The sequence below is a fragment of the Psychrobacter sp. T6-5 genome, from assembly GCF_052258485.2.
Taxonomy (GTDB): Bacteria; Pseudomonadota; Gammaproteobacteria; order Pseudomonadales; family Moraxellaceae; genus Psychrobacter.
Map to the genome: position 1 here is coordinate 1,011,986 of NZ_JBQQEY020000001.1, position 23,684 is coordinate 1,035,669.

18 protein-coding genes are annotated in these 23,684 nt (G+C 43.7%); 8 read left to right on the top strand and 10 right to left on the bottom strand.

The window, feature by feature from the left end; all coding sequences use genetic code 11:
* Nucleotides 1-299: 299 nt before the first annotated feature.
* On the top strand, nt 300-1,103 hold the full coding sequence (hda, locus tag ACTXGK_RS19010; protein ID WP_443515563.1) for a DnaA regulatory inactivator Hda: 804 nt from the start codon (nt 300-302) through the stop codon (nt 1,101-1,103).
* Nucleotides 1,104-1,191: 88 nt separating this feature from the next.
* Nucleotides 1,192-1,893 carry a DUF2057 family protein gene (locus ACTXGK_RS19015; RefSeq protein ID WP_443515561.1) on the top strand — a complete coding sequence of 234 codons (702 nt, stop codon included), beginning with the start codon at nt 1,192-1,194 and terminating at the stop codon, nt 1,891-1,893.
* Between the two features lie 119 nt (nt 1,894-2,012).
* Here the strand turns inward: ACTXGK_RS19015 and ACTXGK_RS19020 are convergent, their stop codons facing one another.
* Both ACTXGK_RS19020 and ACTXGK_RS19025 read right to left on the bottom strand, forming a co-directional pair.
* Nucleotides 2,013-2,498 (bottom strand): Dps family protein, encoded by a 486-nt coding sequence (locus ACTXGK_RS19020; RefSeq protein ID WP_201599508.1) that lies wholly within the window; start codon nt 2,496-2,498, stop codon nt 2,013-2,015.
* Between the two features lie 256 nt (nt 2,499-2,754).
* Complete coding sequence (locus tag ACTXGK_RS19025) at nt 2,755-3,414, bottom strand: YcxB family protein (protein ID WP_371531979.1); 660 nt, start codon at nt 3,412-3,414, stop codon at nt 2,755-2,757.
* Nucleotides 3,415-3,899: 485 nt separating this feature from the next.
* Here ACTXGK_RS19025 and serS point away from each other — a divergent pair, with 485 nt between their 5' ends.
* The 5 genes from serS (at nt 3,900) to ACTXGK_RS19050 (ending at nt 10,970) form a co-directional block, all read left to right on the top strand.
* Nucleotides 3,900-5,186, top strand: coding sequence for a serine--tRNA ligase (serS, locus tag ACTXGK_RS19030; RefSeq protein ID WP_443515559.1), 1,287 nt, complete (start codon nt 3,900-3,902; stop codon nt 5,184-5,186).
* Nucleotides 5,187-5,481: 295 nt separating this feature from the next.
* On the top strand, nt 5,482-7,479 hold the full coding sequence (tkt, locus tag ACTXGK_RS19035) for a transketolase (RefSeq protein ID WP_443515557.1): 1,998 nt from the start codon (nt 5,482-5,484) through the stop codon (nt 7,477-7,479).
* Between the two features lie 217 nt (nt 7,480-7,696).
* Nucleotides 7,697-9,043: an RHS repeat domain-containing protein gene (locus tag ACTXGK_RS19040; RefSeq protein WP_443515555.1), complete on the top strand. Its 1,347-nt coding sequence runs from the start codon at nt 7,697-7,699 to the stop codon at nt 9,041-9,043.
* Nucleotides 9,044-9,184: 141 nt separating this feature from the next.
* Nucleotides 9,185-9,934: a DUF3239 domain-containing protein gene (locus ACTXGK_RS19045; protein ID WP_443515553.1), complete on the top strand. Its 750-nt coding sequence runs from the start codon at nt 9,185-9,187 to the stop codon at nt 9,932-9,934.
* A gap of 40 nt (nt 9,935-9,974) precedes the next feature.
* Nucleotides 9,975-10,970 carry an NERD domain-containing protein gene (locus tag ACTXGK_RS19050; protein WP_443515551.1) on the top strand — a complete coding sequence of 332 codons (996 nt, stop codon included), beginning with the start codon at nt 9,975-9,977 and terminating at the stop codon, nt 10,968-10,970.
* A gap of 27 nt (nt 10,971-10,997) precedes the next feature.
* Here ACTXGK_RS19050 and ACTXGK_RS19055 read toward each other — a convergent pair whose 3' ends face one another.
* The 8 genes from ACTXGK_RS19055 to exaC form a co-directional block, all read right to left on the bottom strand.
* The gene (locus ACTXGK_RS19055; protein ID WP_443515550.1) at nt 10,998-11,969 is read right to left on the bottom strand and encodes a peptide ABC transporter ATP-binding protein; all 972 of its coding nucleotides are present in this window, start codon (nt 11,967-11,969) and stop codon (nt 10,998-11,000) included.
* Nucleotides 11,966-13,039, bottom strand: coding sequence for an ABC transporter ATP-binding protein (locus ACTXGK_RS19060; protein ID WP_443515548.1), 1,074 nt, complete (start codon nt 13,037-13,039; stop codon nt 11,966-11,968). The genes ACTXGK_RS19055 and ACTXGK_RS19060 overlap by 4 nt, the downstream gene beginning before the upstream one ends.
* A 1-nt stretch (nt 13,040) precedes the next feature.
* Nucleotides 13,041-13,955, bottom strand: a complete 915-nt coding sequence (locus tag ACTXGK_RS19065) for an ABC transporter permease (protein ID WP_114700463.1) — start codon at nt 13,953-13,955, stop codon at nt 13,041-13,043.
* 133 nt (nt 13,956-14,088) lie between these two features.
* Nucleotides 14,089-15,105, bottom strand: a complete 1,017-nt coding sequence (locus ACTXGK_RS19070; protein WP_114700462.1) for an ABC transporter permease — start codon at nt 15,103-15,105, stop codon at nt 14,089-14,091.
* Between the two features lie 241 nt (nt 15,106-15,346).
* Nucleotides 15,347-16,987: an ABC transporter substrate-binding protein gene (locus tag ACTXGK_RS19075; RefSeq protein ID WP_443515546.1), complete on the bottom strand. Its 1,641-nt coding sequence runs from the start codon at nt 16,985-16,987 to the stop codon at nt 15,347-15,349.
* Nucleotides 16,988-17,504: 517 nt separating this feature from the next.
* Nucleotides 17,505-19,133 carry a GMC family oxidoreductase gene (locus ACTXGK_RS19080; RefSeq protein ID WP_443515544.1) on the bottom strand — a complete coding sequence of 543 codons (1,629 nt, stop codon included), beginning with the start codon at nt 19,131-19,133 and terminating at the stop codon, nt 17,505-17,507.
* Nucleotides 19,134-19,309: 176 nt separating this feature from the next.
* Nucleotides 19,310-19,654, bottom strand: coding sequence for a DUF779 domain-containing protein (locus tag ACTXGK_RS19085; RefSeq protein ID WP_520883029.1), 345 nt, complete (start codon nt 19,652-19,654; stop codon nt 19,310-19,312).
* Between the two features lie 195 nt (nt 19,655-19,849).
* Nucleotides 19,850-21,376 (bottom strand): acetaldehyde dehydrogenase ExaC, encoded by a 1,527-nt coding sequence (exaC, locus tag ACTXGK_RS19090; protein ID WP_394212705.1) that lies wholly within the window; start codon nt 21,374-21,376, stop codon nt 19,850-19,852.
* A 327-nt stretch (nt 21,377-21,703) separates the two neighbouring features.
* On the opposite strand from exaC, the gene ACTXGK_RS19095 reads away from it, so the two are divergent.
* Nucleotides 21,704-23,650 (top strand): DEAD/DEAH box helicase, encoded by a 1,947-nt coding sequence (locus ACTXGK_RS19095; RefSeq protein WP_443515540.1) that lies wholly within the window; start codon nt 21,704-21,706, stop codon nt 23,648-23,650.
* The last annotated feature ends 34 nt before the right edge of the window (nt 23,651-23,684 follow it).

Sequence of the window (23,684 nt, forward strand, 5' to 3'; positions counted from 1 at the left end):
ATAGTGAGTGGATAGCGTACAAATAGGAAGCACAAAGCAAATGATTGATAAGGCTTAATGGGTAAAAGACTTGTCAGTCATTTTGCAAATATGTTATATATAGTCGCAGTGTTGATCGTATCAGCCGTTGCTATATTTTTTATCAAGATTAGCCTGATTAAGGCAATTCATCCATCATAAAAAAGCTATATATCCACTGCACACATTTTTATCAGGTAGTATGGATAGTACTGAATAGCAATTTATTCCTTTTTCTACTGCACTTTTATATTGCACTACGCAACACGAGTTGATGATTCATGGCAGAAGCACAGCTAAGTCTCAATCTGGACATTAAGCATGATGCAAGTCTCAGCGACTTTGCCGGTCCCGGTTGGATGTCTATTATTGATGCAGTGCGGCAATTACATGTCGGCCTGATCGGTCAGTTATACCTGTTTGGTAGCCCTGCGACGGGTAAGTCTCACTTGCTCTCCGCTATTTGTGAGTCATTTATTGAAATGGACAAATCGGCTATCTGTTTGTCACTCAATGAATTGATCCATACCGATGTCCATGTATTATCTTCTTTAGAAAATTTTGATCTGATTGCTATCGATGATTTAGAAGTGCTTGAGCAAAGTAGCCAGTGGCAAGAAGCGCTTTTTCATCTGATCAACCGTAGCCGCGAAGGTCAGCGCCAGCTTTTATTTGCGGCCAATAAGCCAGCAGGTGACTTGCCGTTTCAACTCAGAGATTTATTGACGCGTTTGGCACAAGCACCAGCCTTTAAAGTGCCTACTGGTCATGATTTAGCAGACCGTCAAGCATTGCTCCAATCCATTTTGCGTCGGCGCGGATGGCAGTTTGATGATCGAATTATCAATCATTTATTGACTGAAGGGCCACATCGTATCGGTGCAATGATGGAAGTGCTTAATTATATTCAGCCAATGTTTTCTAACCTTGGCCGCAGTAATATATCAAAAGCAGTGATCAGTGACGCACTACGTACCATTGATGAGCAAACGCTTGCAGCAGAGCTGGCTGATATAGCCCAAGAGACGCAAATAGACAATGATACGACGGATCAAGACCAACACACGATGCCACTTGATTTTTAGCCGTAAGACTTTTAGCAGCAAAAATACAAATAACAGTAAGAATACGAACTTTTTATCCAACCTGCTTTCACTATTAATGGAATAACCTATGAAATCGAATGCTTCTTTGCTAAAAAAATTGACTATTGGTATGTTGTTTGTGGGTGCGACCTCAGTCTCTATGATGTCACAAGCCGCTGTGACGCTATTGGTTGATGACCATATCAAAGTGACTGCCATCAATGGACAGGAAGTTCAGCAGAGCGCTTTTCAGCCATTAACCAAGAAGTTTACGCTACAGCCGGGTCAACACGCTATCACTGCTAAGTATGACCGCTTATATAACTTGCTGCGTGATGAGCATGATTATCTGCGTTCAGGTAACGTCAGCGTGACGGCGGAATTGGCAGATAACCAAACGTATCGTTTGACAATGCCGAACCAGCCAGAAGATTACGAAGCCGCTAAAGATTATGCTAAGCAGCCAACACTCGCTATTCAGCAGAACAACACGGTTATCGCAAGTCAACAGGGTATGGCTGGTAATCAAGGTGGACTACTTTCAGGACTTGGTAAGGCGCTAGGTGGTGTGTTTGGTGGGGCGGGCGATGCCGAGCTACAAAATCAACGTGCGATTGCTGCGTTAGATCAACCAGCAGCAATGCCAAGCAATGCTAATGTTGGCACGACCAATATCAAGCAAACCACGAGTGTGAATACCTCTACCAATACATTAGATTCATTTATGCAGATTTGGCTACAAGCAACACCTGCTGAGCGTGAAAAGATGCGTCAATGGATTCAACAGTAAATCAATCTGTTACAGATTGCTGAGCATAAAAAAGCACCCAACTGGGTGCTTTTTTATGGCTCTAAATTTTACTATTATTTGGCTTAATTTAAGCGATACATAATCAGCTTAATAAAGTATTAACCCAAAAATGCATTGTACATCCATACCAGTTTCTCTTGCTCTTGAACATAGGCATCGACCAGGTCAGCGGTACCTTGATCATCGCTTTCTGCTGCTAATGAGGATACTTGACGCTGCTCTGCGATTAAGGCTTGTAAACCAGTTACCACGCCTTTAACGCAAGATGTACCATCTTTGACGTTTTTGTCTTCGCTGATGCTCGTGTGTTGTACAAAATCGCTATAAGCGTGAAGTGGTGTACCACCAAGAGTCAAGATACGCTCAGCGATCTCATCAATCTGTAACTGCAGCGCTGTGTATAATTCTTCAAACTTTGGATGCAAAGTAAAGAAATGCTCACCTTTTACATTCCAATGATAGCCACGTACGTTTAAGTAAAACACATGATATGTTGATAGCAAGTTGTTTAATTGAGCGATAACTTCGCTCATGTCAGCTTTTTCTAAACCGATCTGGTTAGTAGCGTTATTAGTATTACTCATAATATTGTCCTTATAGTGTGAGTGTTGTTATATGAAATTGAAAAAAGACGAGTAGTAGTTAATTAATATAGAAATAAAAATATCTTAACTTTTATTAATATCTATATAAGCTCTAGCTCTTCCTTTGATGCTTATAATAATAGCAAACTATCATTAATAAGTTAAATATAATAAATGCAATTTTACGATTGATTTTATAAAACTATAATTGAGTCTCTCTATCGTTTTTCTAAACAATAGAGAGAGCTAATAGCCATTATGCTGGCGGCTGCAATTTTTCAGGATTTAAGCCTTTAACCGGAACCACTTCTTGTAAATGTTGACGTACCGTATCGATAGGGAATTTTTGCGCTTGCAAACGTTTCGGAAGAATTTGGCTACCTTGTTGACCTTTCATCTCAAACATCATAAAGATATAGTCGTCAGTCTCATCCCAGCTCTTGATAGCAGTCCACGGAATAACCGCTTGCTGGGTCGCACCTGCACGCATTTGCATACCGCGCATTTGCGAGTTTTTCATCATCTCAGGCTGGTTGCTTGGCATCGCCATGACTAGACCATGTTTTTGTACACCTAGCTTCATTTGGCGCATTTCATCTGGCATCTCTTGATCAGCAATTTGTTTTTCAAATTCTCTTTTTACATACCATCTAAAACCCAAAGTACGCGCCAATAGATAAATCACCACACCAACGAGCATCAACCAAAAAATGATGGTTGAGTAGCCTGTTACAAAGATCAGTCCTGCAATAGCGAGTACCACAACCACAGCCATAATGATCCATTCTTTGGTCTTAAAGCTCGACAGACCAAAAGAGGGGCTGGCACTGGCAAACAGTTCATATTGGGCTTGAAGAAATTCAGCTTCAGTCAGGTTTAAGGCGACAGGTTGGAGTGTGTAAGGATACAGGGCCATAAAGGTTTCTCAGATGCTTGTGTTAAAAGTGTTGGGTTTACATCGCCAAAGCCAAGTCATGATGTACTACTTGGCTGTAGGTAAATAAAGGTATGCGCTTATCTTACCGAAAAGTACTCTCAAATGAAACATATAAGCGGATCTGTTCACTGATAGTGGCTATATTAATGGCTTTAATAAAGGTGGATGAGTCTTATTAAAGTAAGTTGAACTTTAGGATATATATTTCGGGTAAGTATAACTGGCTATGGATAATGAAAGTAGTAGCCCAAAATCATGCTAAAAGCGCTCAAAAAAGCTCAAAGCATGGTCAAATCTGTTGGGTCTTGGTATGATAGCGGCACCCATATAGTTTGATAAAAAATATGGCAGCATGGCAAGGTAGTTATTGCGTTATCAAGCTTTGCAATAAGTATAAGCTGACCAATAATTATACTAATAATGTTTAAACTTCTTATTCACTCTTAGTGTTACAGGCAACTATTATGATAGATCCAAAACTCTTACGCGGCGATTTAAGCGATTTACAGCAACAACTGGCCACTCGTGGCTATACGCTTGATATGGAGTTTTGGCAGTCGATTGAATCCGAGCGCAAGTCTCTACAAGTCAAAACAGAAGAGTTACAATCGCGCCGTAACGCTGGCGCTAAGCAAGTCGGTGCTCTCAAAAAATCAGGCGAAGATGCCAGTGAGCTATTGGCTGAGATGCAAAGCGTTAGCGGTGAGTTCAAAGCTGCTGAAGACGAGCTACGCACCTTACAAGAGCGACTCACTCAAGCGGCGCTACAGATTCCAAATATTCCAGCGGCAGATGTACCAGTCGGTACGTCAGAAGACGATAACGTAGAAGTGCGTAAGTGGGGCACACCGCGTACGTTTGACTTTGAGATTCAAGATCATACTCATATCGGTGAGACGCTTAGTATGCTGGATTTTGAAGCAGCAACAAAGTTGACAGGTAGCCGTTTTAACGTGCTAAAAGGTCAATTGGCGCAGCTACACCGCGCACTGATCCAATTCATGCTCAACACCCATACCATGAAATATGGCTATCTTGAGACTTATGTGCCTTATATTGTCAATAGCGATAGTCTAAAAGGGACGGGTCAGCTGCCTAAGTTTGAAGATGATTTATTTAAGCTAAGCAATCACACGAATAACGATGAGATGGATTTTTATTTGATCCCAACGGCTGAAGTACCGATGACCAACTTGGTACGCGGCGAGCGTTTGGATATCAAAGAACTACCGCTAAAATTCACCGCACATACGCCATGTTTCCGTAGTGAAGCAGGCTCGCACGGTCGTGATACTCGCGGTCTGATCCGTCAGCATCAGTTTGAAAAAGTGGAAATGGTCAATGTTTGCACCGCAGAGCAATCTGATGACTTGCTAGAGGCGATGACAGGGCAGGCTGAATATATCTTGCAGCAGCTTGAGTTGCCATACCGTACGGTACAACTATGTACGGGTGATATGGGTTTTGCCGCACAAAAGACCTATGACATCGAAGTATGGTTACCGAGCCAAGACACGTACCGCGAGATCTCTAGCTGCTCTAACTGTGGTGATTTCCAAGCGCGCCGTATGGGTACGCGTGTCAAAGATGGCAAGCAAACCAGCTTGGCGCATACCTTAAACGGTTCAGGTTTGGCGGTTGGTCGTACGCTACTAGCAGTGATGGAAAATCATCAAAATGCTGACGGTAGCATCACGATTCCAGAAGTATTGCGTCCATTTATGGGCGGTGCTGAGACTATTTCAGTTTAATACATTGACTATAAGTGATGAGCTGCTTGTCACTTAGGTCGCTTGCAGCTTTTGACTGATAACTTAAATTAAAATCTATAACTGTCTATCGTTTAACAAAACTGATGTAAGTCATTGCTAAATAGAAACGGTATTGTCACCGCATTTTTGGCTAGGCTTATAGCAAATATGTTAATATTGCATTTTTATTTTATAGCCTATCCACTGAGGACGCACGCCGCGTTTTTGGTGGATTATCCTCTGAGTAAACTCTCCTCTTATCTTTATACGACTCATTCGAATATTAGGACACTCTATGCCAGCTCCAATTAGCGAACGTAAACTAGCCAATGCCATCCGTGTACTGTCGTTTGACGCGGTTCAAAAAGCCAACTCTGGACATCCGGGTGCGCCAATGGGTATGGCTGATATTGCCGAAGTTTTGTGGCGCAAATTTTTGAAGCACAATCCAGCAGATCCTAATTGGCACAACCGTGATCGCTTTGTACTGTCAAACGGTCATGGCTCGATGCTTATTTATTCATTGCTACATTTATCAGGTTATGACGTCAGCGTTGATGATCTAAAAGGTTTCCGTCAGCTGCATTCAAAAACCCCAGGGCATCCTGAACTTGGCTACACACCTGGTGTAGAAACGACGACAGGCCCACTAGGTCAAGGTATTGCTAATGCCGTTGGTTTTGCGATTGCAGAAAAGACGCTCGCTGCACAGTTCAACCGTGAAGGCCATAATATTGTCGATCATCATACTTATGCGTTTTTAGGCGATGGCTGCTTAATGGAAGGTATCAGTCATGAAGTGTGCTCACTAGCTGGCACCTTGGGTCTTGGCAAATTGGTATTCTTCTATGATGATAACGGTATCTCAATCGACGGTAATGTCGAAGGTTGGTTCACTGATGATACCGAAGCGCGCTTTGAGTCATACGGTTGGCAAGTCATCAAAGTCGATGGTCACGATACCGATGCGATCACGCAGGCAACTGAGCAAGCACTTGCAGAGAGCACCAAGCCAAGTCTAATTATTTGTAAAACCACAATTGGTGCTGGTAGCCCGAACAAACAAGGTCTAGCCGCCAGTCATGGCGCGCCACTCGGTGATGACGAAATTGCCCTGACGCGTGATGCATTGTCTTGGAAACATGCCCCATTTGAGCTCGATGATGAGATCTATGAAGCGTGGGATGCTAAAGCCAAAGGCGACGTACAGCAAAAGAACTGGGACGCAGACTTTGAAGCGTATAAAAAAGCCTATCCAGAGCTTGCAGCAGAACTATCACGCCGTCTAAATGGCGAGTTACCTGCTGACTTTGCTAGCCAAGCACAAGCGTATATTCAGCAAACGCAAGAAGCGGGCGGTGATGTCGCTAGTCGTAAAGCCAGCCAAAACGCTATCAATAGCTTGCAGCCATTATTGCCAGAACTATTGGGCGGCTCAGCAGATTTAGCTGGTTCAAACCTCACGCTATTCAAAGGCGCTAAAGGCATTGAGAAAGACGCTGATGGCAACTACATCTATTATGGCGTACGTGAGTTCGGTATGACCGCGATTGCCAATGGTATCGCATTGCATGGCGGCTTCATCCCTTACGTAGCGACGTTCCTCATGTTTATGGAATACGCACGTAACGCGGTACGCATGGGCGCACTGATGAAGCAGCGCGTCATTCATGTCTATACGCATGACTCTATCGGTCTGGGTGAAGATGGCCCAACGCATCAGCCAGTTGAGCAATTGACTAGCCTACGTACCACGCCAAACCTACGTACATGGCGCCCGTGTGATGCGACTGAATCTGCCAGCGCTTGGGTAGAGGCGATCAAATCAGAAAACAATCCATCAGCATTGATCTTTAGCCGTCAAAGCTTGCCACATCAAGCACGTGACAGCGAGCAAGTAGCGAACATCACTAAAGGTGGTTATGTACTGGCAAAAGAGCAAGGCGAGCTACAAGCTATCATCATCGCCACTGGTTCAGAAGTTGGCCTTGCGATGGAAGCGTATGAAACATTGAGCGCAAATGGTGTTGGCGTCCGTGTGGTGTCTATGCCATGTGCTGAGATTTTCGTCGAGCAAGAGGCGAGCTACCGTGAAGCGGTATTGCCTGCCAATATCCGTGCTCGCGTCGCAGTAGAAGCGGCGCATGTAGACTATTGGTATAAGTTCGTTGGTCTAGATGGCAAAGTCATTGGTATGACCACTTATGGCGAATCTGCTCCTGCTAGCGATCTATATAAAGAGTTTGGTATTACGACTGATGCTGTGATCGAAGCGGTGAATAGTTTGGTGTAATAAACCTAACTTAGTTGAAGTCTAAAAAAGAGCCATTAGAGAAATCTAGTGGCTCTTTTTTTATGATGGAAAGATGAAAATATGTTGACTAATTTTTATAAGAATCTATAATTCAGTTTGTAGTAAAAAGTTATTTTAAGTTTTTGATATGTAACAAATATTCATGGTTTGATGCGTAGCACGAACCTTTAAACAGCTCCTTTGAGTGAGTACTCATATGCCATATCCTCGCGTAAATAAAAACCTTGGTTTAACCCTTTTCACTATTTTTTTTACTATCTCTTTAGCTGCGTGTGGGGGTTCTGGGGGTGGCTCTGGAAGTGAAAATAATGATGACATTGTTAAGCCTAATACTCCTACGTCCACCGATAAATGCAAAGACAAAACTGCTAGTAATTCAGGGCAGGCTGACTTAGACGAAGATGGAATCATTGACGACTGCGACGATGACATCGATGGTGACGGCGTTGTGAATGCAAAAGACGCAAGACCTTTGGATGCCACTATTGCTGGCATCAGCACTAAATCTTATAAAGGAGACGGTTTTGGCTATATAAATGCAACTGAAAGTTTTTACTTTAATGGCAAAAATCAGCTGGTTGAGCAAGAATACCTATCATCTAGCAATCCTGATCGAGCTAATACCTCAACGCAGTTTACTTACGACAATAAAGATCGCCTAATTCGCCGCGAACAAACCCGTGGTCTCGATAAGCGAAATGATGGTATCGAAGTATGGGTATATGATCAAAAAGGTCAGCTAACTGAGTTCAATACTAATTCTGATGGAGATAGTATTTTTGAGAGAACAGTAACTTATCAATATAATTCAAACGGTAATATCGAACAGATAGTAGAAAAGGATTCAAGTGATTCGAGATTTTTCTATAATTCAACAAGAACATATACTTATAATAGCTCTAATCAGTTAGAAAAAATTGAGACGGATGAATATAACGACGGTAGTATAGACAGAGTTGAAGATATAACTTTTGATATTAATAATTACCTAGCTAAGTCTGCTCTATCTTTTGTAAGAGTTGATGAAAATACTAACAATTATGTTAGAGAATTGCGTAATACTTTAGAGTTCAGCTACGATAATCAAGGTAATGTTACAAAAGTTGTTGATAGCTCAATCGATTATGGAAGTGTTCGAGCTGTTACCTATAGCTATGATAATCAAAAAAATATTATTAGAAAGACAACTAATGACGAACCATCTGTTATCGATATTGAAGTTTCTTATAATAATTTAGGCTTAGCGACTAGTGCTACGGAAACATATGAAGGGTTTAGAGCTAACGTTCAGAATGTTACTAATAAAGCTGAATATAATAATGCAGGATACTTAACTAAAACTCTAGTAGATGTTAGTCAAAATGGAAAAATCAACCAAGAGATTACTTACAGCTATGAAGGAAGCGTCCCACTAAAGTTTAATATGCCAACATTTATAGATTTTGGATTATCTAATAATAGAGCTCCTACTGCGACTAGTTTATTGAATAAAGTGAATGCTAGATATACCGCAGATATGATTAAAGAGTCTTATTATGACTAACTATATATCTGAGATTGTTATGTCTATAAAGAGTTTACTGTAATTTAAGCATAAACTAAATTTTTAGTTTATAAGAGAGCCGTTAGAGTAGTCTAATAGCTCTTTTTAGTTGCACACCAAGTTTGATGAGCGAGATATTAAATGAGCAATAATTATACAGTCGATGACAATAGCATTGCTTCAAATCCCGGTAATACAGAGCTAAATAAATGGGTATGGTTTTGTCATAATAAAATGTTCGTAAGCTTATTGACACTATTTCTAATTTGCTCATTATTAGCTACGATGGTCATCGATGTTATGTATTTCTTAGTTACTGTTATTGCAGTAGTGATGAACCTTTATTACTGGGTAAATAAAAAGGAGCATTTTCTAAGTGGAGATTCAAATGGAGGTATTGTTGTAGATACTTATCCTACTCTCATTGCAGTTAATACAAATTTAACTAAAGGTTACGGTCATTTCCCAGTAGTCAAAATAATGAAATGTACTTCATTAAAAAATGTGTCTGTTGGCGATAGAGTACCAACAGTTGCGCTCTATACTGCCTCAACTAATGACGATTTAGCACATTGGCTAGACTTCAACCCTATTCCTTTATCCTACGCAACTAATGATGCAAAGATAATAAAGTTAGCTATGCAAAGTTATCCGAACGAACAGTGGGAGGAATTGGAAAAATATTTATTAGAATTAGAGAAGCCATATAAGCCAGGTTTATATCATGTTGATAAAGAACAGAGTAATTGGAATGAGCAATTGAATGACTCTCTAAGTATTTTGAGTAGTATTGAACTTGAAGGAGGAAGTGGACGAATTAATCTAATGAAGATTGTAATTAGCGTAATGGTATTTATAGCTATTTTATATGGGCTAAAGATTTTCATTTAACGGGTATTAACCTAATAAGCCATGCTTTGAGAAATCCACCATGTCCCTAAAATCTAGCTTTAAAGGCTTCCTAGGTGAAACCGTTATCAACGTCGCCATGTGGCTTAAGCTTGAAAAAGATGTTTACCATAGATTAAACGGTATTACCTTGCCACGAGCCAATGGTGGCAGTACGCAAATCGACCATATTATAGTTTCTGTATATGGCATCTTTGTGATTGAGACCAAAAACTATAAAGGCTGGATATACGGTAGCGAGAATCAAAGACAGTGGACGCAAGCCTTTCCTAATGGAAGTAAATTCAAATTCCAAAATCCATTGCGCCAAAACTACTTGCACATCAAGACGCTGGCAGATTTATTAGGCTTGGAGCTGAGCTACTTCCATTCGATGATTGCGTTCATCGGTGAGTGCGAGTTGAAAACCCGTGATGAGCTACCCGAGCATGTATTGACGAGTGGTATGGTCTCTTATGTTAAGAAGAAACAAGATAAGCTACTGACCGAAGACGAGGTTACATCCATCGTTGAGCAGATTAATAGCAATAGGTTTAGCAAGTCGTGGCGCACCAATCGCCAGCACAAAGCCTATCTAAAAGATAAGCATGGTAACCCAAGCGAGAGTACTGATAATCCCGCACCTGAGCCTATAATAAAAGAAACCGTTGATAGAACTATCCTAAAAAGTAGAGAAGTGCATCGATGGTCTGGTCAAACTGAGATTGAATCTAGCGAGTTACCCGTTAATAATCTGGATACCAAGCAAACAATTACATCACATACCAGTATGTCACATGATATGGCCAATAAAGTGTTTATGACGCCGTTTGAGATTGTAGAATCTGAGCCAAAAGTGAATGAACCTGCAACAGTTGAAGCGACAGACCATAAGGCTAATCTTGTTCAAACACCAACCTGCCCAAGATGTAATGGCGAAATGGTCAAACGCGTGGCAAAAAATGGCGCACGCCAAGGACAATCCTTTTATGGGTGCGCACAGTTTCCTAAATGTCGCGGCGTGGTGAATATTGATTAGTCGTTAATCATCCTAACCTTAGTCACCTTAACCATATATCTCTTCCAAGCGTAAACAAGCCACTAATCGACCATCCCATTCGCGCAGTTGTGGCTCTACTTCGCTACATTGCTGCTTGGCATAGGGGCAGCGTTTATGTAGCGCACAGCCACTTGGTGGATTGAGCGGACTTGGTAGCTCACCTTGTAGGGTTAAATCGTTTTTATGACCATTTACCGTGGGTGCAGCTGCCAGTAACGCGATGGTATACGGATGTTTTGGCGCATTATAAATGGCTTCTTTAGGACCGTGCTCGACCGCTTGACCCAAATACATCACCATCACATCGTCAGCGACATGGCGTACTACTGACAAGTTGTGTGAGATAAAGACGTAAGCGGTACGATACTCATCCTGTAAGTCCATAAATAGATTTAAGACTTGCGCTTGAATGGACACATCGAGCGCAGATGTGGGTTCATCAGCGACGACGATTTTAGGATTGAGCATCATGGCGCGGGCAAGGGCAATCCGCTGGCGCTGACCACCCGAAAACATATGTGGAAAACGCCCAGCATGTTCAGGACGTAGGCCGACATTTCTCATCATCTCGTTGATTTTGTCACGCTTTTCTTCTTTAGACAGATTGGTATGAATATCCAACGGTTCCGTCAGTTGATAGGCGATAGTATGACGCGGATTCAAGCTACCATAAGGGTTTTGGAAGACCATTTGAATTTCGGTACGTAAGTCTTTGAGCGCCTTTCTGCTATAGCCAGTGGTGCCTTCATCATTGATAAATAACTCGCCTTGCGTAGGCGCTTCGATCAGCGTCAACTGGCGGGCAAGGGTAGATTTGCCGCAGCCGGATTCACCAACGACTGCGAGCGTCTTCCCAGCTTCAAGCTCGAATGAGATACCGTTTAGAGCTTTGACATACGCTTTTGGTTTACCTAACCCTTGTGATACTGGGTAATGCTTGTGCAAATTGTCTGCCTTTAAAACCACTTTATTACTCATACTTGTGACTCCAAAATAGCAGCGTGAGAGATAGGGGTGCGAGAAGAGGGATCAGCATGAATACAGCGTACCTTACCATTTGGTGTATCCAAAATAGGCGGCGGTACGTCACACGTTGGTTCTTTGTACGGGCAACGGGGAGACAATAAACAACCACTTGGGCGGTCGTATTGGCTTGGTACAACACCGGGTAAGCTGTTCAGGCGATCTTGACCAATAGCCAGCTCAGGAATGGCTTGAAGTAATGCTTCAGTATAAGGGTGTGCAGGATGTTGAAAAATCTCTGGTACGGTACTGGTTTCAACCACTTGTCCGGCATACATGACTGCGACATCACGTGAGTTTTGTGCGACAAGGCCCAAATCATGGGTAATCAAAACCATCGCCATTTGTTTCTCGCGTTGTAGACGACCCAGCAAATCCATGATCTGTGCTTGTACGGTGACATCAAGTGCGGTGGTCGGTTCATCAGCGATGAGTAGTTTTGGTTCACACGCAAGCGCCATCGCAATCATAACGCGCTGGCTCATACCGCCTGAGAGTTGATGCGGATAGACTTTGAGTCGGTTTTTGGCGTCAGGCATTTCGACCAGTTCTAGCAGCTCTAATATACGTGCCTGTACTGCTGCACCGCGCAAACCAAGATGCTTGCGCAGTACTTCGCCCAACTGCATCTCAACGGTAAAGCTTGGATTGAGGCAAGACATCGCGTTTTGAAAGATCATAGAGATGTCTTTGCCAATGATGCCGCGTTTTTCTTTGGCAGGCATACTGATCATGTCTTTATTATCAAACATCACCCGCTTGGCACGGACGGTCGCGGACGGCGGCAGTAGCCCCATCAGCGCCATCATCGTGACCGACTTACCTGAGCCGGATTCACCCACGACAGCGATGACTTCACCTTGTGTGATTTTTAAAGACACGTCATCGACGGCACGAAAGGCACGCTTTCCTTGACCAAAAGTGACCGACAGATTTTCGATGTCCAACAGCAACGGCGCGTCTTTTGTTGATGCGCCATTCATAGAAGTATGAGTAGTAGGCGTTTTAATTAAAGGATCAGTCATCTTAGGTCACCTGCTTTAATTTGGGATCGAGCGCGTCACGCAGGCCATCACCCGTCAAGTTAATCGACAATGCAGCCAAGAAGATAGCGACACCTGGCCAAATAGCGAGCCAAACATTGCTTTGAATGTACTGACGAGCCGTACCGAGCATCGCGCCCCATTCAGCATCAGGTGGCTGTACACCAAACCCTAAGAAACCAATCGCACCTGCTTCTAAAATAGCAGAAGAAAAAATCATTGTTGCCTGTACGATAAGCGGCGCCATACAGTTGGGCAAAATAGTGATAAACAATAGGCGCAGTACGCCAGCACCCATCACTTGCGAAGCGATAAAGTACTCACGTTGCAACTCTACCATCGCGGTGGCGCGAGTCAGACGAATAAAAGGCGGCGTACAGACCAAAGCGATGGTAATAATCGTATTGGTCATAGATGGCCCTAAGATAGCAGCAATGATGATGGCTAAAAGCAAGCTGGGATAAGACATCAAAATATCATTGACCAGCATGACCGCTTTGCCCCAAACCTTGGGCCAAAATGCGGCACTAAGTCCTAATGAAATACCGACTAGCATCGCAAGGGTCGTCGCACTCAGACCGATAAATAAAGAATAACGCGCGCCATACATCACCCGAGACAAGGTATCTCGTCCAGCATCATCAGTGCCTAGCCAAAACATCGCATCGCCGCCACTCAAGAAGGCTGGCGGCAGCTGCTCTTGACCAGTAAACAATTCATAAGGGTCATGGGGTGCAATGGTAGGCGCGAGTATGGCAATGATGACCATCAATGCCAATACAATAAAACCAAGTACTGCGCCTTTATTGCGACAAAACGTCGATAAAAATAGCTGCCAAGATGATGGCGGTGTAGCGGCCATGAGATTGACATCAGAGGGGAGAACAGAAGGCTTCATGAGCAGTTCCTATAGTGGCTAGCGCAGTGACATTTTTTAGAATTTTGTTCCTAAAAAAGTACTAAGCATTGCTAAAACATCACTTCAGCGCCAATCATCACTATTTATAATATGAGTATTTATCAATGTGACATTAAGAGGTATGTCGAATACGTGGATTGATCAGACCATACAAAATATCAATAAATAAACTGACCAAAATCAAGGCAGTGGCGACCAACAAGATACCGTTTTGCACAATGGGGTAGTCACGAGTGAAAAAGCCATCGAGGAGCCAATTACCAACGCCCGGCCAGCTAAAGATAGTTTCAGTGATAATCGCGCCCGCAAGCAGCGTCGCCATTTGCAAGCCAACCACAGTGACCACGGTAATCAACGCATTACGCATCACGTGTATCATTATTACGCGGCGCGGTGATAAGCCTTTGGCACGAGCCGTACGCACATAGTCTTCATCCAACACTTCCAGCATCGCAGAGCGTGTCATCCGCGCGATCATGGCGAGTGGGATGGTCGATAAGGCAATTGAAGGCAAGATAAAGTGTTTGACCACATTCCAGAATGCGCCAGGTTCTCCTGAGGTGAGAGAGCCGAGTAACCATGAACCGTATAGTGGCTGGACATCCAAGAACTGTGCGACAGAAATTACCCCAGCAACGGGTAAAAGGCCCAGATAGTGAGCGAATATACCAGTCAGGATAGGTCCCAATAGATAGATCGGCATCGAGTATCCTGCCAGTGCTCCTGACATTAGGGTATAGTCAATCCAAGTACCACGGCGTAATGCGGCAAAAATACCTAAGCTCACACCAATGACACTAGCAATGACAATCGCGCACAACGCCAACTCTAAGGTTGGTACGAAGTGCGCAAAAAAGTCTTGTAATACGGGAGAACGAGTCCGGAAAGACTGACCAAAGTCACCAGTCAATATACCCGTCAAATAGTCCCAGTATTGGACAACGAGTGGTTTATCTAATCCAAGTCTTTCTAAGGCGCGAGCATGTAGCTCTGGATCGACCATCCGCTCGCCCATCATGATCTCGACAGCATCGCCCGGTACGAGACGAATCAACGTAAAGGTTGATAGCGTGAGGCCAAGATAGACAGGAATGAGAATGGCAATACGGCGCAGAATATAAAGTAGCATGGGCTGCTCAGTAGTTGTGATTCAATGAGTGGAGTGGTAGCAATGAATGAAGTCGTCCGTGACCATGCATTTAAGTCATAAGGCACTTGAGTGAAAGGCACTTAAATGACAAATACTTAAATGATAAGCACTTAAATGAAAAGTATTTAACGCATATAAATACGGCTGGAACAGAGATTCTGAGCCAGCCGAATACAAATTAAATAATAGTGCATGTCGTACCGGACTTAATTAGCTAAGGCTATTCGACCTTCACGCCATCGAAGCGTACAGCACCAAGCGGGCTGATTTTGAAATCCACAACGTTTGGTGCAGTGAATACGGTTACGACCGAATGCGCCATTGTCGTCCAAGGAAGTTGTTCTTTGAATATTTGCTGAGCTTGTACATAGTCATCGATGCGTTCATCTTGGTTGGTGACCTGACGCGCCTTCACGACTAAATTATCAAAGTCTTTGTTACACCAGCGTGAGTAGTTATTGCCACCGACAGCGTCACAAGACAGTAACGAGCCTAGCCAGTTGTCTGGATCACCATTATCGCCCGTCCAACCTGACAAGATCACATCAGGCTCGCCTTTTGCCGCGCGTTTTAGGTATTCGCCCCACTCATAAGTGACCAGCTTGGCATTGACGCCAATCTTCGCCCAATCTGCTTGCAGCATTTCAGCCATGAGCTTGGCATTGGGGTTGTAAGGACGTTGAACAGGCATATACCACAAGTCGATGCTCATATTGTCCGCGCCAGCTTCTTTGATCAGCGCTTTTGCTTTTTCGACATCATAAGGCGCATCTTTAAGCGACTTGTCGTAGCCCCACTGCGTTGGTGGCATTGGGTTGGTGGCTTTGATACCTTCGCTTTGATAGACGGCATTGATAATCGCGTCTTTATTAATCGCCATATCTAATGCTTGACGAACTTTAAGATCACTAAGCTTCGGTTTTTCGACGTTGTAGCCCACATAACCGACGTTAAAACCTGGTTGATCAAGAACGGTGGCTTTACCAGATTTTTTGACCGATTCAATTTCGGCAGGTTTTGGATATGCCGATACATGACATTCGCCCGCTTGAACTTTTTGCGCACGAACCGCTGAATCTTTGGTGATAACAAATACGAGATTATCAATGTAGATGTTGTCTTTGTCCCAATAGTCTGGGTTTTTGGTATAACGAATTTGCGCGTCTTTTTGATAAGAAGTGAAGACGAAAGGACCAGTACCAACTGGTTTGGTATTAAGGTCAGCGGCATTACCAGAAGCCATCAATTTGTCTGCATATTCAGCAGAATTGATATAAGCAAACGGCATCGCTAAGTTCTGTAAAAATGGCGCGTTGGTCTCGCTTAGAGTGACTTTTACCGTGTAATCGTCAACTTTTTCAATGTTAGAAATAATATCAGGCAGTCCCATGCCAACTGAATAAGGGAACTCAGCGGGATAGGCTTTGTTGAATTCATAGTCTGGGTTGGTAAGACGTTCTAGCGTAAAAATAAGGTCGTCTGCGTTAAAGTCGCGGCTTGGCGTGAAATAATCTGTTTTACCGAACTTGACGCCTTTACGTAGATTAAAGGTGTAAGTCTTGCCGTCTTCGCTAATATCCCAGCTTTCAGCGAGTCCTGGCTGAATCTCAGTACCGTCTCTTTTAAATTGTACCAAACCGTTATAAATAGGGTAGGCGCTCGCATCAAAATCTGTACCTGCGGTGTACTGTGCGGGATCGAAACCAGCAGGGCTACCTTCTGAACAATAAAGCAAGGTTTTGGCGGCTTTTGCATCTGAGCTGACAGCAGATTCATCAGTGGTTTTGTTGTCACCGCTACAGGCGCTTACACCCAAGATAAGTGTGGCCAACATCGTAAGTTTAAAGAGTGATTTTTGCATTATTACGTCCCATGTAATGATAGGTAGTCACTCATATATTTACCTAGTTTGTATTCGACCATGAACACAATGTGCGAGAAATATAATGAGCAAGCACGAAACTGACTTTGAGTATTTATTCTAACGATATATTTTTACAAAATAATACAAAAATAAAGTTGATATAACTTTAATTGATATAGTTAAAAACATAACGATATGAATAGTTGTTCGAATATACTCTCATAAATAGCCGTAATGCAAGAAACATTTGAAATAAAATAATAAAAAAGACGATTTCTATTATTTTAGAGAGCTAATACAACCAAAAAAGGTAACTTTTACGAATTCTGATAGTAAAATTCATAAGAAAAAGTTATTAATATAAATATATATGAATAAATTAGTTACTGTTCGGATACAAATGTTTTTATTGTTGTGATAGACAAGCGTATAAATGACAATAATTTGTAAAAATCAGTGGATTATTGAGCAGCTGCTGACTATTTGGTGCGGTAGCTATTAGATGCTGTGGTTATTAGGTGCTGCTATGATTTGTTTTTATTAAATCAGCCAGTTTTTCAGCAATCATGATGGTTGGCGCATTGGTATTGGCACTAATGAGTGTCGGCATGATTGAAGCGTCAATAACCCTTAATCCACTCACACCGCGTACTTTTAATTCCAAATCAACCACTGACTTATCATCCGCACCCATACGGCAAGTGCCTACGGGGTGGTAAATAGTGTCTGACTTATTGCGGATATAACCGAGCATGCCGTCTTTTTCGATATAAGGAGCAGGGTAGTCTTCAATGATGTACTTGGCGAGTGCGGACTCTTGCATAATAGCGCGAGTACGCTCGGCACCTGCCACCATATGCTCGACGTCTTTTGGATGTGAGAGGTAGTTGGGATCAATCAGTACGGCGTCAGAAGGATCAGCTGAGCCTAGTCTCACGGTGCCGCGGCTCTCAGGACGCAGGTAGCAGCTGTGGCAAGAAATGGCATAGCCACGTCTCAAATCGCGACCATGCTCAATCACGCGCGAGATGACGAAATGCAACTGGGTATTTGGCCACTCTTTTGGCGCGTCACCCACACTAAAGAAGGCACCTGCTTCTGCATAATTGGTAGATAGTATCCCTGTACCGTCTTTTCTCCACTGCCGAATGCTCTTGGGCAATGTCGCCATGGCTGCCAGACCGATGCCGATGACATCAGTGGTATTGACCTCGTAATCAAAGACGACATCCAAATGATCTTGTAGATTGCCACCGACGTCAGGTGCGTCTACCACGACATCAATGCCATGTGACTTTAGATGCTCAGCCGGGCCGATACCAGACAGCATCAGGACTTTGGGCGAGCCAAACGCACCCCCTGATAAGAGTACTTCATGACGCGCCTGAACGGTATGCTTCACACCATCTTTTTCGTAGATGACGCCAGTGGCTTGATGGTCTTCGATAATGACGCGGTTGGCTTGCGCATGGGTAATCACGGTGAGATTCGGACGGTTTTGCACAGGGTGCAAATAAGCCGCAGCAGCAGAGCAGCGTTGGCCTTGTTTTTCACCATGAAAGTGGGTGACTTGATATAACCCCGCACCGTCTTGTTTTTCGCTATTAAAATCGGTGTTATGGTCGAGACCATTGGCGACGGCAGCTTCTACAAAGGCTTTTGAGATGTCTCGTGGACTCAATAAGTCGCTAACATGCAGCGGTCCACTGTCACCATGCAAGGCATCACTACCGTGAATATTGTTTTCGGCTTTGATAAAGTAGGGCAGCACATCATCAAATCCCCAGCCAGTACAGCCTTGCTCTGCCCAGCGCTCATAATCTAGCTTACTGCCCCGCGTATACACCATGGCATTGATGGCAGAGGAGCCACCCAAGCATTGCCCGCGTGGCTGAAAACCGCGACGGTTATTGAGATGCGTCTGAGGCGTAGTGTGAAAGCACCAGTTGTTCAATTTGAGCGGCTTGCCAGGAACCATCAGAATCAATCCAGCAGGTACACGTACCGCCAGATCTTTGCCATCACCTCCATATTCTAATAGGCAAACGCTGATGTTTGGGTTTTCGGTGAGGCGGCTCGCCAATACACAACCTGCAGACCCACCGCCGACGATGACGTAATCAAATAGTGTGTCAGATTCCATGTCATATTCCTTATAGCGTCCATGCTAATCAAAATAGTTTAAGCTTTACCTTATCCATTATTTTGTAGAAATAATAAAATATAAATGACTCGGTGGTATCTATTTATATCAGTAAAGGTTTACACGAGTATAGGAAAGTACGCTGGTATGTTGATACTCAGCTTATCGACTGGAATTTATGATATATCATCTGATACCGAGCACACCTCCGAGCGAACGATAAAACGTTTGCCTTCAGGTATCTCTAGCGAAAAACTCGCACCGCGTCCTTTGACGACATCAATGGTCAAATCGGTATGCTGCCATAGATTGTATTGTGCGCGCCCCATATAAAATGGACAGCCAGCAAGCTCACCAACCAGCACATCCTGACCACCCACTTTGAACTCTCCTAATGGATAGCACATGGGCGAGCTACCATCGCAGCAGCCGCCTGATTGATGAAACATCAAATCGCCATGCTTCGATTGCAATAGCTCAATGAGTGCCTCACAGGACTCTGTTGCCATAATTTTCATCATCAACTCCTTAACTACTTACACTTGCAATAGCCAAAAACTATCGCTAAAAATCATACGATGATTAAAAGCCATATAGTGACTAAACTTCGGGCTTTAGCTTGACCTGTCTCTAATAGGCTTTAAAGCAAAAATGCAACCTATCCTGCGACAGATTGCATTTGTTTTCTATCTACTGTCATCTTTTCGCAGGTTAGATTAGAAGAACCCCATTTTTTTAGGACTATACGAAACCAGCATGTTTTTGGTTTGTTGATAATGATCGAGCATCATCAGATGGTTTTCACGGCCAATACCTGATTGTTTGTAGCCACCGAATGCCGCATGTGATGGATAGAGGTGGTAACAGTTGGTCCATACGCGGCCTGCTTGGATGCCGCGGCCGAAGCGATATGCCTTATGTACGCTACGTGTCCACACGCCAGCGCCTAAACCATATAGAGTGTCATTGGCAATTTGCATGGCTTCGTCATCGTCTTTAAAGGTAGTCACTGCGAGCACAGGTCCAAAGATTTCTTCTTGGAACACGCGCATATCATTGGTGCCTTCAAAGATAGTCGGTTTGACATAGTAACCGTCTGCTAAGTCGCCATCGTGTTTGGCTTGCTCGCCACCGACTAGGACTTTTGCGCCTTCTTTTTTACCAATATCAAGATAAGAGAGAATTTTCTCTAGCTGATCTGAGCTGGCTTGCGCACCAATCATGGTATCCGTGTCTAATGGATTGCCCATTTTGATGGCTTCGACACGAGCGATACAGCGTTTGATAAATTCATCATAGATACTCTCATGAACGAGTGCACGCGATGGACAGGTACAGACTTCGCCTTGGTTGAGCGCGAACATGACTAGACCTTCGACCGCTTTGTCCAAGAAATCATCGTCTTCATCCATGACATCGGCAAAGAAGATGTTAGGGCTTTTGCCGCCAAGCTCTAGCGTTACTGGAATGATGTTTTCGCTCGCGTACTGCATGATGAGGCGACCAGTCGTGGTCTCACCAGTGAAGGCGACTTTATTGATACGAGGGTTTGAGGCAAGTGGTTTACCCGCTTCGACCCCAAAGCCATTGACGATGTTTAGCACGCCTTTAGGTAAGATATCAGCAATACCGATGGTCTCTAACATATACAGAACGGAAGCTGGGGTTTGCTCAGCAGGTTTCATCACGATACAGTTACCCGCGGCTAGTGCAGGGGCAATCTTCCATACCGCCATTAGGATAGGAAAGTTCCATGGAATGATCTGACCCACGACGCCGAGCGGCTCATGAAAATGATAAGCAACCGTGTCTTCATCGATTTGGCTAATGCCGCCTTCCTGCGCACGAATGGCACTGGCAAAATAACGGAATTGATCGATAGCGAGTGGAATATCTGCCATTAAGGTTTCGCGCACCGGCTTACCGTTTTCATAGCATTCAGCAATGGCGATGGCTTCTAGGTTGGCTTCCATGCTATCTGCGATTTTTAATAACAAATTGGCACGTTCAGCGACGCTGGTTTTGCCCCAAGCATCTTTGGCAGCATGGGCGGCATCTAGGGCTTTTTCGATATCGGCTTCTTTTGAACGGGCAACTTGGCAAATAACCTTACCATCGATGGGGCTTGGGTTATCAAAGTACTCGCCATCGACAGGAGGGGTCCACTCACCATTGATAAAATTATCGTATTTTTCGCGGAATTGGACGGGACTGTTTTCAGTATTGGGATAAGCGTATAACATTAACCACTCCTTGTTGTGTATGATGATTATTTAAAATATGGCTATTTATAGACAGCCATTTAAAAATGAATCCTTGGTCTTCCTGAACCAATTATTCCTCTATCGTACTGAGCTTTTGGGCAGAACGATAATGACTTTTTATAATGATATATTTTGTATCACATAACTTTAAGTTATATAGTGCGGGTCAGTTAAAATGGTCCGCAAAGTGAGTGCAGCTGTTATAATTGTGGGCATCTACTTTGGCTTACTGTGGTTATTGCCTTAATCACGGTGGCTTTCTTTTTTATACTATTTCTTTTTCATAATATTGGTTGGTTTGGATCTATGCGTCAATCTTCTGCTCTTGATATCTTAAAAACAGGTCAAAACGTCTTTTTGACTGGCTCGGCAGGCTCAGGTAAGACGTATACCCTCAATCAATACATCGATTATCTACGCGCTCGCCGGGTACCTGTTGCGGTGACGGCCAGTACTGGTATTGCCGCCACGCATATGAATGGCACGACGATTCACAGTTGGTCAGGCATTGGTATCAAAGATGAGCTGAGCGATCGCGATTTGACTAATTTGTCACGCAAACAGTTCTTGGCAGACAGATTAAAAGACACGGCTGTGTTGGTCATCGATGAGATATCAATGCTGCATGCCAAGCAGCTTAACTTGGTCAGCCAAGTGCTCAAGCATATTCGTAAAAACGACAAAGCCTTTGGCGGCATCCAAGTCGTCGTCGCAGGAGATTTTTTTCAGTTACCGCCGATTGGTAGTAAAGGGGAGACCAATCGTGAAAAATTCGCCTTTATGTCTGAGGCTTGGCTCGATGCCAAGTTCCATATTTGCTATTTATCAGAGCAGCATCGTCAAGTCAGTGAAGCGGCAAATGGCGGGCTTGATTTGGATGATATTCTCAACCAAATCCGTCGTCAGGAAGTGACCTTTGAGGCGATTGCCGCCTTAGAGAATACGTACGATCAAAGCGTCGATATCAAACGCACTCGTCTCTATACACACAATCTCAATGTCAATAAAATCAATGACAAAGAGTTGGCATTGCTAGACGGAGAGATGATGCGTTTTGAGGCGACGACCACTGGTGACAGTAAGCTGGTTGAGACCTTAAAAAAGACCGTACGCACCCAAGACGAGCTGATTCTCAAAGTGGGTGCAAAGGTGATGTTTATCAAAAACAATGCCGAGCTTGGCGTGTCTAATGGAACGATGGGTGAGCTGATTGGGTTTGCTACGGTCAAGATAGAGGACGGTAAAGACAGCAGTGATGCATTAATTGAAGATGATAGCAGTAGTGACAGTGAAGATACTGACGAAACCACGGATAAAAAGACGACCAAAGACAAAAAAAGCGCTGCCAAAAAAGAAGCCGAGCAGTCAAAAGCAAAAAAACCAACGACACAAAAAATGCCTGTGGTCAGGCTAAACTCAGGACGTGAAGTCATCGCTGAGCCTGAAGAATGGATCATCGAAGATGAAACGGGTGACGTGCTGGCAAGTTATTTACAAGTACCACTCTGTCTAGCATGGGCGATTACGATTCATAAATCGCAAGGCATGACCCTTGATGCTGCTGAAATCGACTTGTCGCGTACCTTTGAGTTGGGGCAAGGCTACGTGGCATTATCACGCCTCAAATCATTGGCAGGATTGCAGCTACTAGGTATGAATGACATGAGCTTGCAACTCGATCCGCTGGCACGCGGCGCAGACAAGCGTTTTTTGGTATTGTCTGAAGAAGCCGATGCCAACTATGCGATGCTCGATGAAGAAAGCATGCAGCAGGCCCACGAGAAGTTTGTCCTAAAGTCAGGTGGTACACTGAGTAAATCCGTGATTGATGCCTATGCCGCACTGCAAAAAAAGCGCCGCGAACAGCAGCAAGCGCAAATCGATAAAAAACAAAAACTAGGCAATCAGGTCTCTGATAAGTCAGAAAGCACCTTGCGTGCAACCAGAGTGCTATTGGAAGAGAGTTTGACCATAGCGGAAATCTCGCAAGCGCGTCAACTGTCGCAATCGACGATCATGCGCCATATCGGCGAGCTAAAATCGCAAGACCCAAGCCTTGCCTGCGATCATCTACGTCCAGAGGATGAGGTCATGACAGCGGTTGGCAATGCTTATGTCGCCATAAAAGTCGCGAACAATCCAAACGATTTTAATGATGATGGTAGTATCAAACTGCGCCCAATATTTGATCATCTCAAACAAAGCATCGATTACAACACCATTCGTTTGGCATTGATTTTTATCACGCCGTAACTTTTTATGACAAGATAGTTTGTTATGACATGAT

Coding starts and splice junctions, on each gene's coding strand:
- hda (WP_443515563.1), top strand. CDS start 300: ATGGCAGAAGCACAGCTAAGTCTCAATCTGGACATTAAGCATGATGCA.
- ACTXGK_RS19015 (WP_443515561.1), top strand. CDS start 1,192: ATGAAATCGAATGCTTCTTTGCTAAAAAAATTGACTATTGGTATGTTG.
- ACTXGK_RS19020 (WP_201599508.1), bottom strand. CDS start 2,498: ATGAGTAATACTAATAACGCTACTAACCAGATCGGTTTAGAAAAAGCT.
- ACTXGK_RS19025 (WP_371531979.1), bottom strand. CDS start 3,414: ATGGCCCTGTATCCTTACACACTCCAACCTGTCGCCTTAAACCTGACT.
- serS (WP_443515559.1), top strand. CDS start 3,900: ATGATAGATCCAAAACTCTTACGCGGCGATTTAAGCGATTTACAGCAA.
- tkt (WP_443515557.1), top strand. CDS start 5,482: ATGCCAGCTCCAATTAGCGAACGTAAACTAGCCAATGCCATCCGTGTA.
- ACTXGK_RS19040 (WP_443515555.1), top strand. CDS start 7,697: ATGCCATATCCTCGCGTAAATAAAAACCTTGGTTTAACCCTTTTCACT.
- ACTXGK_RS19045 (WP_443515553.1), top strand. CDS start 9,185: ATGAGCAATAATTATACAGTCGATGACAATAGCATTGCTTCAAATCCC.
- ACTXGK_RS19050 (WP_443515551.1), top strand. CDS start 9,975: ATGTCCCTAAAATCTAGCTTTAAAGGCTTCCTAGGTGAAACCGTTATC.
- ACTXGK_RS19055 (WP_443515550.1), bottom strand. CDS start 11,969: ATGAGTAATAAAGTGGTTTTAAAGGCAGACAATTTGCACAAGCATTAC.
- ACTXGK_RS19060 (WP_443515548.1), bottom strand. CDS start 13,039: ATGACTGATCCTTTAATTAAAACGCCTACTACTCATACTTCTATGAAT.
- ACTXGK_RS19065 (WP_114700463.1), bottom strand. CDS start 13,955: ATGAAGCCTTCTGTTCTCCCCTCTGATGTCAATCTCATGGCCGCTACA.
- ACTXGK_RS19070 (WP_114700462.1), bottom strand. CDS start 15,105: ATGCTACTTTATATTCTGCGCCGTATTGCCATTCTCATTCCTGTCTAT.
- ACTXGK_RS19075 (WP_443515546.1), bottom strand. CDS start 16,987: ATGCAAAAATCACTCTTTAAACTTACGATGTTGGCCACACTTATCTTG.
- ACTXGK_RS19080 (WP_443515544.1), bottom strand. CDS start 19,133: ATGGAATCTGACACACTATTTGATTACGTCATCGTCGGCGGTGGGTCT.
- ACTXGK_RS19085 (WP_520883029.1), bottom strand. CDS start 19,654: ATGATGAAAATTATGGCAACAGAGTCCTGTGAGGCACTCATTGAGCTA.
- exaC (WP_394212705.1), bottom strand. CDS start 21,376: ATGTTATACGCTTATCCCAATACTGAAAACAGTCCCGTCCAATTCCGC.
- ACTXGK_RS19095 (WP_443515540.1), top strand. CDS start 21,704: ATGCGTCAATCTTCTGCTCTTGATATCTTAAAAACAGGTCAAAACGTC.